This window comes from Oscillochloris sp. ZM17-4, assembly GCF_019599295.1.
GTDB lineage: Bacteria > Chloroflexota > Chloroflexia > Chloroflexales > Chloroflexaceae > Oscillochloris.
In genome coordinates, this window is sequence record NZ_JAIEWN010000072.1 from 1 (window position 1) to 15,114 (window position 15,114).

The 15,114-nt window shown below is 68.3% G+C and carries 12 protein-coding genes; 5 read left to right on the forward strand and 7 right to left on the reverse strand.

The annotated features are described in order from the left end of the window. The coding region (locus K2Z83_RS26225; protein ID WP_220598124.1) for a hypothetical protein at positions 1–915 on the forward strand (915 nt) is incomplete at its 5' end. A 157-nt stretch (positions 916–1,072) separates the two neighbouring features. Then, positions 1,073–2,317, forward strand: a complete 1,245-nt coding sequence (locus tag K2Z83_RS26230) for a serine/threonine-protein kinase (RefSeq protein ID WP_220598125.1) — start codon at positions 1,073–1,075, stop codon at positions 2,315–2,317. A 114-nt stretch (positions 2,318–2,431) separates the two neighbouring features. On the opposite strand, the gene K2Z83_RS26235 is transcribed toward K2Z83_RS26230, so the two are convergent. The 4 genes from K2Z83_RS26235 to K2Z83_RS26250 form a co-directional block, all read right to left on the reverse strand. Then, the gene (locus K2Z83_RS26235; RefSeq protein ID WP_220598126.1) at positions 2,432–3,349 is read right to left on the reverse strand and encodes an ABC transporter permease; all 918 of its coding nucleotides are present in this window, start codon (positions 3,347–3,349) and stop codon (positions 2,432–2,434) included. Then, a complete protein-coding gene (locus K2Z83_RS26240; RefSeq protein WP_220598127.1) occupies positions 3,350–4,279 on the reverse strand; it encodes an ABC transporter permease in 930 nt (309 codons plus the stop codon). It lies immediately after the preceding gene. A gap of 104 nt (positions 4,280–4,383) precedes the next feature. After that, positions 4,384–6,081, reverse strand: coding sequence for an ABC transporter substrate-binding protein (locus K2Z83_RS26245; RefSeq protein WP_220598128.1), 1,698 nt, complete (start codon positions 6,079–6,081; stop codon positions 4,384–4,386). 192 nt (positions 6,082–6,273) lie between these two features. Then, a complete protein-coding gene (locus tag K2Z83_RS26250) occupies positions 6,274–7,122 on the reverse strand; it encodes a uroporphyrinogen-III synthase (protein ID WP_220598129.1) in 849 nt (282 codons plus the stop codon). Positions 7,123–7,340: 218 nt separating this feature from the next. On the opposite strand from K2Z83_RS26250, the gene K2Z83_RS26255 reads away from it, so the two are divergent. The 3 genes from K2Z83_RS26255 (at position 7,341) to K2Z83_RS26265 (ending at position 10,638) form a co-directional block, all read left to right on the forward strand. Further along, entirely contained in the window at positions 7,341–8,492 is a 1,152-nt protein-coding gene (locus K2Z83_RS26255; RefSeq protein WP_220598130.1) for an aminotransferase class V-fold PLP-dependent enzyme, read from the forward strand. Between the two features lie 47 nt (positions 8,493–8,539). Next, positions 8,540–9,274 (forward strand): RidA family protein, encoded by a 735-nt coding sequence (locus tag K2Z83_RS26260; RefSeq protein WP_220598131.1) that lies wholly within the window; start codon positions 8,540–8,542, stop codon positions 9,272–9,274. Positions 9,275–9,660: 386 nt separating this feature from the next. After that, entirely contained in the window at positions 9,661–10,638 is a 978-nt protein-coding gene (locus K2Z83_RS26265; protein WP_220598132.1) for a magnesium transporter CorA family protein, read from the forward strand. Between the two features lie 56 nt (positions 10,639–10,694). Here K2Z83_RS26265 and K2Z83_RS29515 read toward each other — a convergent pair whose 3' ends face one another. From K2Z83_RS29515 to K2Z83_RS26275, 3 genes are all read right to left on the reverse strand, one after another. Next, entirely contained in the window at positions 10,695–11,099 is a 405-nt protein-coding gene (locus K2Z83_RS29515; protein WP_255604531.1) for a TRCF domain-containing protein, read from the reverse strand. After that, positions 11,096–14,212: a transcription-repair coupling factor gene (gene mfd, locus K2Z83_RS26270; protein ID WP_255604532.1), complete on the reverse strand. Its 3,117-nt coding sequence runs from the start codon at positions 14,210–14,212 to the stop codon at positions 11,096–11,098. The genes K2Z83_RS29515 and mfd overlap by 4 nt, the downstream gene beginning before the upstream one ends. Before the next feature lie 77 nt (positions 14,213–14,289). Continuing rightward, on the reverse strand, positions 14,290–15,114 hold an 825-nt coding region (locus K2Z83_RS26275; RefSeq protein ID WP_220598133.1), incomplete at its 5' end, for a phosphotransferase family protein.

Here is a 15,114-nt window from a genome sequence, read left to right on the forward strand (position 1 = left end):
CAGATCCCCGCCGAGGTCTGCGCGGAGACGCGGGAGGCCAGCCTGAGCGCGATCAACGCCCTGCGGCAGCGCCTGGCTGAGCGCAAGATGCACCTGACCGTGAACGACATCCTGCTGCTCGGCCGCTACGAGCACGCCGCCAGCTACCGACCCGGCCCGGCGGCGATGGCCGCCCTCAACGACCTTGAGTCACGCGGCGGCGATGCGCCACAGCTTCACGCGCAGATCATAGGGGGATTAGAGTCGCAGCGCGCACTGGTGCCCTCGCTGCTCATCCCGATGGACTCGAGCTGGATCGATCCGCGCCAGCGGCTCCACCCGGCCACGCTGCGCAACCCGCAGCCCAGCCTGCTGCCGCGGCTGGCCCGCGCTGAGGCCCTGCTGCGCGCCAGCCTCAAGGGCCACACGCCGGCCGCCATTCAGGCCTTCGAGGAGGAGCGCGCCGAGCTCTGCGGCGACCTGCTGGCCTACGCGGCGGTGCTGCGCGCCCTGCGCGAGATCACCACCCGCGGCGAGAGCTTCACCACGGCGGCGCTCAAGCTCCTTGGGCACCTGCCGCGCCCCATGCAGAGCCTGCTCGACCTCATCCCGCAGAAGATCGACCTGCTCAACGAGATCGTCAAGGGCACCGAGGTCTTCTCGAATATCGGCCAGGTGGCACGCAGCTCCTCGGTGGCGCGCTTCGCCAGCTCGCGCGATGACGGCGATACCAAGCTGCTGATCTGGGGGCTGATGGCTGATGCGCGCGGCCAGATGGTGATCACCCTGCGCGACTTCCGGCCCCACGTCGGCCCGCTGCTTGCGGCTGGGCACACCCCCCTGGCCGAGCTGCTCGCCGCCGACTTTCTGGACGCCTACGCACAGAGCCTCAACAGCCTGGTGAAGCGGATCAGGCGGGTGCTGAGGCATAAGTGACCACTAAGACAAGATTGCAGATTGCAGATTTGGTGCAGTAGAATGCCTTTCACGGCATCAAACTGTAAAGTAACCTGAAACATGCCTAAGGTATCGATGACCAAGCCGGGTGCTGTTTGTCGTCCGCCGTCCGTCATGCATCAGCAGATAGAACTATATGACCACAGATCAGCTCACCGGCATCAAGCTCGGGAACTATGAGGTGCGGAGCCTGCTGGGCAGCGGCGGCATGGGCAGCGTCTATAAGGGCTACGACCCGGCCCTCGACCGCGAGGTGGCGATCAAGGTGATCAGCGCCGGGGTCGCCCTCCCTGATTATGTCAAACGCTTCCAGCAGGAGGCGCGCCTGGCGGCCAACCTGCGCCACCCCAACATCGTACAGATCTACACCTTCGGCGAGTCCGCCGGGCGACTCTATATGGTCCAGGAGCTGCTGACGGGACAGAGCCTGGAGCAGCAGCTACGCCGGATGGGCAAGCGCCGCCTGAGCCCGGCGACGGTCAGCTCCATCATCAGCCAGCTCGCCGCGGCCCTGGACTACGCCCACAGCAAGGGGGTGATCCACCGCGACATCAAGCCGGGGAACGCGATCTACAGCAGCGCCGGCCAGCTGGTGCTGACCGACTTCGGCCTGGCCCGCGAGGACGCGGCCAGCCAGTCAAGCACCGACCCTGGGGTGCTGATGGGGACGCCGCGCTACGTGGCCCCCGAGCAGGCCGTGGGCAGCAAGGGCGTCACGAAGGCCAGCGACATCTACGCCCTGGGGGTGATCCTCTTCGAGCTGCTCTGCGGCCGGCTGCCCTTCGAGGCCGACACGCCGATGGGCCTCGTGCTCAAGCACCTCTACGACGAGCCGCCGGCGCCCAGCACGATCCGCCCCGATCTGCCGAAGGCGGTGGACGCGGTGGTGCTGCGCGCCCTGCGCAAGGAGGCCGCCGATCGCTGGCCCAGCGCGGGAGCCCTGGCCGCCGCCCTAGCCGCCGCATGGCCCGCCGACGCTGCGGCAGCGTCGAAGGCCGAGCCAGCGAAGGCCGCCCCCGTGAAGGCCGCCCCCGCCGCAAAGGCAAAGCCCGCATCCACAAAGGCTGACCCAGCGCCCGCAAGAGCGAAGCCCGCGCCGGCGAAGGCAAAGCCCAGCGACACAAAGCTCACCCCAGCGCCCGCCAGAGCGAAGCCTGCGGCCCGGACATCGGCCCCAGGCGCCCAGCCCCAGGCGCCCAGCCCCAGGCGCCCAGCCCCAGGCGCCCAGCCCCAGGCACCTAGCCCCAAGCGACTCAGCCCCTTGCGGGTCGGCCTCGTCACCGCGTGCGGCGTCGGCATCCTGATCCTGCTCGGATTCGGCATCGATCTAGAGACGATCATCAGGGGATGGCAGATAGTCCTGCACATGGCGGGAGGGTAGATCGTGACGGCGCGCCGAGGGAGCAAGGCAGTCCCACATCGGCGTCCTCGGCGAGGAAGGCATCTGCAAGCGCCCTGAGACCTTGTCGCAGGCCCGGCCTACCGACTGCGCCGCTCATGAGATCCGGGTGTCGGGCGCCAGGGCATCACGCAGACCATCGCCCAGCAGATTAAAGCCCATCACGCTGAGGGTGAAGGCCAGGCCGGGGGCGAGGGCCAGCCACCACGCGCTGTCGAGGTAGTCGCGGCCGGCGGCGAGGAGCGCGCCCCACTCGGGCAGCGGCGGCTGCGCGCCCAGCCCGATGAAGCTCAGGCCGCCGGCGGCCAGGAGCATGGTGCCGATGCGCAGCGTGACCAGCACGATCAGCGGCGAGGCCAGGTTGGGCAAGATGTGGCGCAGCAGGATGCGCGAGTGGTGGACGCCGATGGAGCGCGCGGCCTCAACGTAGAGCGCGTGGCGGGCCGATATTGTCCCGCCACGGGTCAGCCGGTAGAATGAGGGGATGCCCACCACCCCCAGCGCCAGCACCGTAGTGTTCAGCGAGGGGCCAAGGCGGGCCACCAGCACAATAGCGAGCAGCAGCCCGGGGAAGGCCAGCCAGGCGTCCATGATCCGCGAGAGCGCCTGCTCGCCCCAGCCCCGGTGGTAGCCGGCCAGCAGGCCCATCCAGATGCCGGGCACTGCCGCCAACAGCACTGACAGCAGCGACATCTGGAGCGCGATCCGCGCCCCGTAGACCACCCGGCTGAACATATCGCGCCCAAAGTTGTCGGTGCCGAAGGGGTGGGCTAGGCTGGGCGGCTGAAGGCGGATAGCCGGCTTGATCTGATCCGGCGGGTAGGCGGCGAGCAGCGGCGCCAGGAGTGCGGTGAGGATGAGCAAGCTCACCAGCACGCCGCCGATCAGCAGGTTGGGGCGCAGCAGCGCGTGGTGCCGCGCCCGCTGCGCGCTCGCGCCGGGCGCTGACACGTTGGTCCGTTGTCGGTCTTGGCTGAGGGCGCGGCTCGCGCCGGGGTCCACCTTGAGTGCCATCTAGATGGCCTCGTGTCCCACGCGCGGGTCGAGCCATGCGTGGGCCATATCAACGACGACATTGATCAGCTGATAGATCAGCGCGATCAGCAGCACGGCCCCCACCACCACCGGGAAGTCGCGATCAAAGATCGCCTGGACGACCAGGCGGCCCAGGCCGGGCCAGGCGAAGATGCTCTCGATGATGAAGGCGCCGCCGAGCAGGTTGCCGAGGTACAGCCCGAGCATGGTGATCACCGGCAGGATACCGTTGCGGAAGATATGATCGCGCCAGACGATCAGCCGGCTCAGACCTTTGGCGTGGGCCGTGCGGACGTAGTCGGCGCCCTTGACGTCGAGCAGGCAGCTGCGCACCAGGCGCGCGATCAGGGCGATCGCCGGCAGGGCCAGCGCCACAGCTGGCAGGACGAGGTGGTCGGGGCCGCCGGCGCCGAGCACCGGCAGCCAGCCCAGCTTCAGGGCGAAGACCTGGATCAGCAGCAGCGAGACCCAGAACGAGGGCAGCGACTCGCCGAGAGTCGTGAGGGCCATCACGGCGAGATCCAGGTAGCCACCGGTGCGCGCCGCCGCCAGCAGGCCGGCCATGGTGCCCACGGTCAGCGAGAGAGCCAGCGAGGCCAGGGCCAGCGTCACCGTCGCGCCGAAGCGGCTGATCAGCAGATCGGCCACCGGGCGCCCTGAGACCGCAGATTTGCCCAGGTCGCCGTGGAGGATGGCGGCCTCGGCGAAGCGCAGGTAGCGCACGGGGAGCGGAAGATCCAGGCCCATCTCGTGGCGCAGGGCGGCGACATCCTCCGCCGATGCCGCGTCGCCGGCCAGTATCTCGGCCACGTCGCCGGGCACCACGTCGAGCAGGGCGAAGACCAGGAAGCTGACGGCGATCAGCACCAGGGCCGCGCTGCCGAGCCGCTTGAGGAGATAGCCGATCATGGGCGTCCTTGTGGGGAGATTGCAGATTGCAGATTGTAGATTTGGTACATCAGAATGCGCTGGATCGTCAATCTACAATCTACAATCTGCAATCTACAATCGTACTAGGGCGCGGTCACCTGGGCCTCGTTGAGCATCACCCGGCCCATCGAGGCCAGCTGGAAGCCCTGCACCTTCTTGCTGACCGCCAGCACGTCCACCGGGATGTAGAGCGGCTGCCAGGGCGCGTCGGCCATGATCAGCTTCTGCGCCTCGACGTAGTAGCCCGCGCGGGTTGCGTCGTTCATCTCGTGGGCGGCCTGGTCGAGCAGCTGGTCGACCTGCGGGTTGCTGTAGGCGAACCGGTTCGAGCTGCCGATCAGCTTGGAGTGCAGGTTGATGTTCAGCACGTCCGAGTCGTTGCGGTCATAGCGCCAGAGCAGCAGGTCGAACTCGCCGGCGGTGGCGGCCTTGGCTGCGGTTGCCGTGTCGAACTGCTGGATCTCGACGTTGACCCCGATCGCCTTGAGCTGGCTCTGGATGATGGTGGCGACATCCTCGTTGGGCGCGCGGGCGTAGGTCAGCAGGGTCAGGTTGATCGGCTGGCCATCCTTGCTCAGCATGCCATCGGCCCCGGCGCTGAAGCCGGCCTCGGCCAGCAGCGCGCTGGCCTTCGCCGCGTCGTAGCCCAGCTCGTACTGCTTCAGGCTCGGGTCGAAGCCGGGCAGCGTGGGCGCCATTGGCGCGAAGGCCACCTGGCCGGTGCCGCCCAGCGCGGCCTGGAGGATCTCGTCCTTGTTGACCGCGTGAGAGAGCGCCTGGCGCACCTTCACATCATCGAGCGGGGCCTTGGCCTCGTTGAAGCCCAGGTAGATCAGGCTGTTCAGGCGGGTCTCGATCAGCTCGACGTTGCTGTCCGCCTTCAGCTTGGCGATGTGGCTCGGCGAGTTGATGAAGATCAGATCGACCTCGCCGGCCTGGAGCGCGGCCAGCTGCGTGCTGGCATCGGGGATGACTTTAAAGACGACCTGGTCGAGGTAGGGCGCGCCTGGGTTCGCGATGTTCGCCGGCGACCAGTGGTAGTCGGGGTTGCGCTCCAGCACCACCGCCGTGCCCTGCTGCCAATCGGCCATCTTGAACGGCCCGCTGCCCACCGGCTTCTGACCGAACGCCTCACCCTCGGCCGCGACCGCCGTGGGGCTGACGATGCCGGCGTAGGGCGTCGCCAGGGTGCTGAAGAAGACTGATGACGGCGCGGAGAAGGTGAAGCGCACGGTGAACGGGTCAACCGCCTCCACCCCAGTCATGCCGGCGAGGCCCGCGCCGGCGGAGCTCTTCGCCTCTTTGAAGCGGTTGAACGTGAAGACGACCGCATCGGCGTTGAGCGGCGTTCCGTCGTGGAAGGTCACGTCGTCACGCAGGGTGAAGGTGATGATGGTGCCGTCGGGGGAGATCTCCCAGCTCTTGGCGAGGTAGGGCTGGGAGTTGTTGTCCATATCACGGTAGACCAGCGTGTCGTAGATGTAGGGCAGGATGACATTCTGGCCGGAGCCGGGTGCCGCGTGGGGGTCGAGGCTGGATGGCTCTGCCGTGATCGCGCGGGTGACGCTCCCGCCGGCCACCGGCGCGGCGGCGGCCTCGGTCGGCGCGGCGGCGGCCTCGGTCGGCGCGGCGGCGGCCTCGGTCGGCGCGGCGGCGGCCTCGGTCGGCGCGGCGGCCTCAGGAGCCTGGGTCGCTGAGGCGACGGGAGCCTGGGGCGCCTGGCCGCAGCCAGCCACCATGATGATCAGGATCAGAAAGGCGAGATACCGCAGCTTGCCCATCCTTGAACCTCCTTGGAGTATGTGGACGCGATGAGAATGAGCAATGCTAGCATGAAAATCAATATTGACAGAATATAAACAAATTTCGTGCAAAAGAGGCGATGGAAGAATAGCCCATTAGGGAGGGAAAAGCTGCTGTAGTTCAGAGTCTGAAGTTATGAAGCCTCAACCTAGTAGGGCACATCCTGCCCTTCAGGGGGTTCTCAACGCACCTCCAACAGACGCGGCGATCGCAGCGGCGAAGCCATCGAAGGAGCTAAAATCCTCAGCGACGACGGCGGGCACGAGGCCCAGGCGCCGGGCGTTCGCGGCGGTGTACGGGCCGAAGCAGCAGATCGCGCAGCGGCGGTAGTCGTCTGGAGCATCGACCATCTCCAGGAACCCGGCAACCTCAGCCGCGCTGCTAAAGGCGATCGCATCGACCGCCCCCTGGCGAATCAGGCTCAGCTCAGCCGCGTAGCGCGACCGATCCAGCAGCCGCGTCCGGTAAGCGGGCACGCGGGTCACGTGCATCCCGACCCGCTGAAGATCGGCGACGAAGTTGGGGATGACATCGGGCTCTGGCGTGCCCTCGACGGCCGGCGCCGGCACGAGGATAGACTGGCCGAGGGCGGCGGGCTGCGCCCCGAGCGCGGCCACGATCCCGCGCGGGCTCGGCTCGCTCGGCACCAGATCGACGCGCAGCCCGAGCGAGATGAGGCGCTCGGCGTCTCTGCCGATCGCCGCCAGCCGGCAATCATTCAGCGCCGTGGCCGGCAGCCCAAGCTGATCACAGCGGTGCAGCAGGGACTCGATCCCATTGCGGCTGGTGAAGGCGATCCAGCCAAAGGAATCGCGCTGCCACAGGCACTGGTCGAGCTCGGCGTAGTCGGCGAGCAGCGTCGTCTCGATCGTCGGCATCAGCACCGGCAGGCCGCCGAGGGTCAGGATAGACTGGGCGAAGCGCAGCGCATAGTTGCGCGGCGCCGTCACCACGATGCGCCTGCCGAAGAGCGGCTGCTGCTCTGATGGGGCGAGCAGGGTGGTATCTGCGATTGGCATAGGCTTCCCTGTGCTACAGCCGTGAAGGCCCGTCGCGGGACGAGCGCCCGACTCCGCGGGCGCGCGGGGGTCAGATCGGGGCTAACGGTCGCATAGGGAGGCCTGATTGTCAAGCCGCGCGGCGCGCAGAGTCACCCCGCCCAATCGTTAACGCGTATTGACAAACGCCCCGCAGGCCGATATAGTGCGGTGAACATCCCCCCGCCGGAGGCGAATTGATGGATATCTACGCAGATCTCGGCGTGCGCCGGGTGATCAACGCCGACGCGCGACTCACGCGGCTCGGCGGCTCGCTGATGGCCGAGCCGGTGCGCGCGGCGATGGACGCGGCGGCCCGCAGCTATGTGGATATGTTCGAGCTGCAGGCGGCGGTGAGCGCGCGCCTGGCCGAGCTGACCAACAACGAGGCCGCCCATGTCTGCACCGGCGCCGCCGCCGGACTGTTCCTCACCACGATGGCCTGCACCGTCGGCAGCGACATGCGCCAGATCGCCCGCCTGCCCGATCTGGGGGATCGCGACGAGGTGATCATCCACTGTGCCCACCGCATCCCCTACGACATGGCCGTGCGGCTGACCGGCGCGCGCCTCGTCACCATCGGCAATGTGCTCCAGACCTCGCCCTGGGAGCTGGAGGCGGCGATCGGCCCGCGCACCGCCGCCGTGCTCTACATCGCCGGCGAGCACCTGGCCCGCGGGGCGCTGCCGCTGCCCGAGGTCGTGATGATCGCCCACGCCCACGGCGTGCCGGTGATCGTGGACGCCGCCGCGCAGCTGCCGCCGCCCGAGAACCTCTGGCGCTTCACCCGCGACATCGGGGCCGACCTGGCGGTCTTTAGCGGCGGCAAAGACATGGGCGGGCCGCAGGCCAGCGGGCTGATCGTCGGCCGGGCCGACCTGGTGGCCGCCTGCGCCGCCCACTGCTCGCCCAACCAGCGCCTCGGCCGCCCGATGAAGGTCGGCAAGGAGGAGATGGTCGGCCTGCTGGCCGCCGTCGAGCGCTACCTCGGCATGGACCACGCGGCCCGCATCGCGCGCTTCGAGCAGATCGTGGCGGGCTGGGTGGACGCCCTCGACGACGGCGACGGGGTGCGCGCCCGGCGCGACTTCCCCAACGAGGCGGGCCAGCCCACGCCGCGGGCGCTGATCAGCCTTGATACGGCCCGCTGCGGGCTGAGCGGGGCCGAGCTGCGCGAGCGGCTCTGGGGGGGCGACCCGCGCGTGGCCGTGGCCGCCGCCGGCGCAGACGCGATCTCGATCACGCCGGACACCCTTGAGCCCGGCGAGGAACTGCTCGTGGTGGAGGCGATCAGGCGCGCCCTGGCACAGGAGACCGCAAGGTTCCGTTTGGCGTCGGGGAGTGCGTGCTGATGCGCGCTGCATATCCCCTGCGCCCGTATCGCTAAAGGAGAATACCAGTGACCCTCATCGACAACCCGGCCGGCGGGTTCCGCTTTCTGCCGGGCGGGGCGGCCTTCTCGGAGGGCACAGTGGCCATGCCGGGCTTCGAGATCGTGCGGGCGACCCTCCAGCGACCGCTGCCCTACCGCGAGGGCTTCGCCCTGATCGACCAGCACCTGGCCGGGCTGGGCCGGCCGATCGCCGCCCTCGCCGCGGTCGAGCTGCGTGCGCCCGCGCCCTTCACCATGGCCGGATTCGGCATCTTTAACGCCGGCTACCAGGAGCAGATCCTGGCCCGCGATCTGCTGGTGGGCGGCCTGAACCCGGTGGCCCGCACCAACGTGGCCCCGGCGATCAGGCCGCCCGCCGAGCCCGCGCTCTACGCCTTCTCCTACGCGGTGCCGGGCGACTCCGTAGGGCCAAGCTTCGTGTCCGCCGGGGCGGGCGAGCTTGTCGGCGGCGCGATCATCCGCGAGGGCGACACCTCCCCCGACGGCATGCGCGAGAAGGCCCGCGTGGTCATGGGCATGATCACCGAGCGCATGGCCGGGATGGGGGCCGCCCTCGACGATGTGACCGCCGTGAGCGTCTACAGCGTCTTCTCACCCTTCGACTTCCTGGCCGACACGGTGCTCTCACCGCTCGGCCCGGCGGCCATCCACGCCTTCCAGTGGTACTATAGCCGCCCGCCCGTGCTTGGCCTGGAGTTCGAGATGGATCTGCGCGGCGTGCGCCAGGAGATCCGGCTGTAGGGCTGCCGAGGGGGAGAAGCGGATATCGGCGAGTATGCCTTCTATCCCTGGGTAGAGGCCGATTTCGAGCGCGGCGGTGTCCATGATCGGCTCACGAGTATGCAGAGTACACGGGCGGCGCTACGACAAGCGAATTCAGCAGGCAGGCCCCCTTATTCGTTGAGCCTATGGCATCACACAGGCCAGGCAGATTGCTGTAGGCCACACATGTGCATCATAGCACTCGAATTGTACTATAGGGTGTAGTTTTCGGGCATGTGACACCACAGAAGAATAACTAAAACGTGCTGCGCACACACGGCCACCGGCGATCCCGCCAAAACAGCGCAGGTTTTTCGGGGAGTATAATACACCCCACGCAGCCAGGAAGCCCCGAGGAAAGATCCATGAAGAAGCAGATCATCACCCACGCCCCGCCACCCAACGGAGCCCTGAGCGGCCCTGAAGGCGCGCACAGGGCTTTCACCGAGGGCGGGCTGACCTGGGTGGACGTGATCTACCCGACCCGCGACGAGGTGCTGGCCCTCGCCGGCCACTACCACTTCCACCCGCTGCACGCCGAGGACGTGCTCTCAAAGCTCCAGCGCCCCAAGATCGATGAGAACGACGAGGAGGAGTACCTCTTCCTGGTGCTGCACTTCCCCGTCTTCAACGAGGTCGACCGGCTCTCGGTCACCAGCGAGGTGGACATGTTCGTCGGGCGCGACTATGTGATCACCTTCCACGACGGCTACCTGCGACCGATGCGCCGCCTGGCACAGACCGCCGACGACGACCGCGGGCGCGAGCTGCTCATGGGCCGCAGCTCCGGCTTCCTGATCTACCGCCAGATCGAGGCGCTGATCAACTACTGCTTCCCCATGCTCTACCGGCTCGACGAGAAGCTCGACGCCCTCGAGGAGAACATCTTCCGGCGCGACGTGCAGGCCACCGTGCAGGAGCTCTCCTTCCTGCGGCGCGACATCATCGCGCTCAGGCGCATCCTCAAGCCGAACATCCCGGTGGTGCGCTACCTGGCCGCCCGCGAGCGCGACTTCCTGCGCCTCGATGAGGACGCCTACTTCGGCGACCTGACCGACGGCCTGACCCGGATCTGGGATATGCTTGAGGAGCATAAGGATATTATCGAGGGGCTCGACTCGACCCTGAGCAGCCTGACCTCCCACCGGATCAACCAGGAGATGAAGATCTTCACCCTGATCTCGGTGATCATGCTGCCGATGACCCTGGTGGCCAGCATCCTCGGCATGAATGTGGCCATCCCCTACGCCGACCACCCCCTGGCGCTGCCCGTCACCCTCATGGTGATGATCGTCATCGCCGCCGCGCTGTATATCTTCTTCCGCTTCAAGCGGATGGTGTAGGGCGTAAGGGCGCAGCAGCGCGGCGCTGCTGCGCCCTTACGGCGAGCGAGGGAGCATTACGCCGCCAGCACCTCAAGCACGCCCATGAGCTTGTCGCTCCACCCCCCGCCGAGGCTGCGCCGGTCGAGGCGGATGAACTGCGGGCCGACCTTCACGCTGACGTCGCGGCCGTAGCGCCGGCGCAGCCGCTCGCGGGCCGGCACATCCAGGATGGGCAGCCGGATGATGAACTCCTCACCCGTCGTCGTCACCGAGCTGACGCCAGCCTGCAGGGCCAGGGCCTTGATGTGCAGCCAGGTCAGCAGATGCATCGCCGGCAGCGGCGGCTCGCCGAAGCGATCCTGGATCTCCTGGCGCAGCCCGCGCACCTCATCCAGCCGATCGGCAGCCACCATGCGCTGGTAGACCCCCAGGCGCACCGTGTCATCGGGGATGTACTCGGCGGGCAGGTAGGCCGTCATCGGCAGATCGAGGGTGACGAGCGGGGCGACGAGGACTTTCTCGTTGATGATGGGGGGCTGGGAGGAGGCGGGAGGCGGGAGGCGGGAGGCAGGGGACAGCGGATGGCCTCCAGGCGCTGCTGGGCCTCCTCAGTCATCGAGCGGTCGCGCTTGTAGAAGAGGTAGGCGTAGGCCCGGTTCGCCGATCGGCCGACCCGCCCGCGCAGCTGGTAGAGCTGGGCCAGGCCGAAGTTGGTGGCGTCGTCGATGATGATCGTGTTCGCGTTGGGCACATCCAGCCCGCTCTCGATGATCGTCGTGCAGACCAGCACATCGTGGCGGCCCTCGAAGAAGTCGAGCATCACCCGCTCCAGCTCGTGCTCGGCGAGCTGGCCGTGGCCCACGCCCACGCTGGCCTCGGGCACGATGTTGCGCAGGTGGTTGGCCACATGGTAGATGCTCTGCACCCGGTTGTGGACGAAGTAGATCTGGCCCTCGCGCTCGATCTCGCGCAGGATCGCCTCGCGGATGAGCGACTCCTCGTAGGGCAGCACGTAGGTCTTGATCGGCACGCGGTCCTCGGGAGGCGTGTCGATCACGCTCATGTCGCGGATGCCGGCCATGGCCATGTGCAGGGTGCGCGGGATGGGCGTGGCCGTGAGGGTCAGCACATCCACCTCGGCGCGCAGCTGCTTGAGCCGCTCCTTATGGCGCACCCCGAAGCGCTGCTCCTCGTCCACGATCACCAGCCCCAGGTCTTTGAAGGCGACATCCTTGCTCAGCAGGCGGTGGGTGCCGACGATGATGTCAACCCTGCCGCGGGCCAGATCCTTCAGGATGACATCCTGCTCCTTGGCCGAGCGGAAGCGCGAGAGCATCTCGACCACCACCGGGAAGGCGGCCATGCGCCGGGTGAAGGTGTCGAAGTGCTGCTGGGCGAGCACCGTGGTGGGCACCAGGATGGCCACCTGCTTGCCGTCCTGCACGGCCTTAAAGGCGGCGCGCAGGGCCACCTCCGTCTTGCCGAAGCCGACATCGCCGCAGATCAGGCGGTCCATGGGCACATCGTGCTCCATATCGTCCTTGACCTCGCCGAGCGCGCGGAGCTGGTCGTCGGTCTCGATATAGGGGAAGGAGCCCTCTAGCTCGCGCTGCCACTCGTTATCGGGGGGGAATGCGTGGCCGCGCTTCGTCTGGCGCTGGGCGTAGAGGGCCAGCAGGTCCTCGGCCAGATCCTGGACGGCGGCGCGGGCCTTGCGCTTGGCGCGCTCCCAGTCCTGGGTGCCCAGGCGGGTCAGGGTGGGTGCCGTGTCGCCGGCGCCGATATAGCGGGCCACCCGGTCGGCCTGATCGACCGGCACATAGATCTTATCGCCGGCGGCGTAGCGCAGCACCAGGTACTCGCGCTCGATCTCGCCGACGACGCGGCGGATCATGCCCTCGTAGACGGCGATGCCGTGCTCGATATGCACAACGTGGTCGCCGACCTTCAGGCCGCGCAGGAAGGCGGCGCGGTCCTCGGCGCTGCGGCTGCGGCTGCGCCGCGCAGAGAGCGGGCGGCGCTGGCGCACCCCGAAGATCTCGCTGTCGGTGTAGAGGGTGAGGCCCAGGGCCGGCAGGTGCCAGCCGGCCTCCAGGGCGCCGTGGAGAGCGATGAAGGATGAAGGATGAAGGGTGAAGGATGAATCCGGATCGGCATCCTTCATCCTTCCATCTTCATCCTTCATCCTTTCTTCCACCAGCTCCTGCAGCCGGGCGGCCTGCGAGGTGACGGCGACGACCCGCTCGCCGGATTTGAGTCGGGCGACGATGTCGGCCACCAGGCGGCGGAACTGCCCGCCGAAGAGCTCAGCTGCGCCGAACATTGCAGATTGCAGATTGTAGATTGCAGATTGATCAGAGCCATCCTCAACAAGCTCGTTATTGCTCAGATCAACCACACTGTAGCGTGGTGCAATCTGCAATCCAAAATCTGCAATCTGCAATTCATCCCACGTCAGGTAGGGCCGGGGGAAGTCGGGCGGCAGCTCGCCCTGGCCGATCAGCTTGATCCGCTGGGCCTCGGCATGCTCGGCGATCTCGCCGGCGTGGTGGGCCAGCATGTGCTCCTCAGAGAGCAGCACCGCGCTGCCGGGGGGGAGGTGGGCCAATAATGTTGAATGTTGAATGTTGAATGTTGAGTGTTCGGAGCAGTTCGGCAATTCAACATTCAACATTCCTAATTCAACATTCCGGAAGAAGGGCGCGTAGAAGGCGCGGCCCTCGAAGCGCTCGCCGAGGTCGAGCTTTGCCAGGGCGGCGTCCCACTCCGCGCGGGACTCGCGGCGCAGGCTGGAGAGGTCAACGGCGGCGATGCGCTCCAGGGCCTGCGCGCGGTTCCAGAGCGGGATCTCGTGGGGCGGGCCGATCACCACATCCTCGACGCGCTGGTCGCTGCGCTGGGTGGCCGGGTCGAAGCGGCGCAGGCTGTCGATCTCGTCGCCGAAGAACTCGATGCGCAGGGGGCGCTCGTCGGCGCTCGGCCAGATATCGACGATCCCGCCGCGCCGGCTCAGCTCGCCGGGGGCCTCGACGGCGGGGGCGGGGCGGTAGCCGCGGCCGATCAGCGTGCGCAGCAGCGTGTCCTGGCGCAGGGTCTGGCCGAGGCGCAGCGACATGCTCGCGCCGGCCAGCTCCTCGGGCGTGAGCGTGGGCTGGAGCAGCGCCTTGACGGGGGCAACGATGATTAATGTTGAATGTTGAATGTTGAGGGTTGAATGCTGTTTCGGATCATTAAACATTAAACATTCAACATTCAACATTTGCAGCGCCCGCAGCCGCTGGGAGATCACCTCGTCGCCGGGGGACATGTGCTCGTAGGGCATGGCGTCGCTGGCCGGGTAGAGCAGCACCGATTCGGGGCCGAGCCACTGGCGCAGGTCGTCGGCGGCGCGTATGGCGGCGTCGGAGTTGATCGTTATGTAGAGCAGCGGCGCGCGCGCGCGGCTGGCCAGGGCGGCCACGATGGGCGCGCGGGCGGCGGCGGGCAGCGGGGCGACGCGCAGGCGGGCCGGGCCGCCGGCCAGGGCCGCGGAGAGCCGCTCGGCGTCGGGCAGGCCGGCGAGCTCGGCGGTGATCGCGGCAAGTGTATCCATAGAAGCAGAGGCCCAGTGTGCGAGTCGCAAAAGAATGTCCGTAGGCGCAAGCCGAGCTTGCGCCTACGGACATTCTATCACCTGATCGTCCAGCGGGCGCGGCGCAGCCACTCGGCGCGGGCGGCGGGCTGCTCGGCGACGCGGGCGAGGATCAGGGCGATCTGGCCGAGGGCCAGCGCGTCGAGGATCGTAAGCTCGGGCGCGGGGAGCGCGTAGGCATCCAGGGCGGCCCGCCAGAGCCCCTCGGGCAGCCCGCGCCAGCGCATGGTCCAGCGCAGCCAGGCCAGGTCGAGGGCGGGCGGGCCGACGGCGGACCACTCCCAGTCGAGCAGGGCGGCGCGGCCATCGTCCCAGAGCAGGTTATGCATCCCGGCGTCGCCGTGGATCAGGCGCGGCGGGGCGGCGGCCCATGCCGGGTGGGCCAGGGCGGCGGCCAGCGGCGCTCGCAGGTTATCCTCCAGGTCGGGCGCGGCCAGGGCGGCGCGGGCGGCGGCCAGGCGCGGTGCCAGGGCGAGCGCGGGCAGGTCGGGGGCGGGCGCGGCGTGCAGGCGGGCCAGGATGCCGCCCAGGGCCGCGAAGGCCGCCGGCAGCGCGCCAGGGTCGCCCTCAAGCAGGGCCACACCGGGCTGGCCCGGCAGCTCCCCCACCACCAGGACCGTCCAGGTATCATCGTCGACGAGGCCGAGCAGGGGCGGCGCAGGGACGTTAAGGGCCGGCAGCAGGGGCAGCGCCACAGCCTCGCGGCGCAGGTCGGCCCGCTTGAGCGGCAGATGGGCGGCCTTGATCACACAGGCCCGCCCGCCGATCAGGGCGCGCCGGCTGAGGTGGGAGAATCCGCCGAGGGTGGGGGAGAGGCCGCTGAGCGGCGCGCCGAGCGCGCCCTCGACCAGGGCAGCCACCGG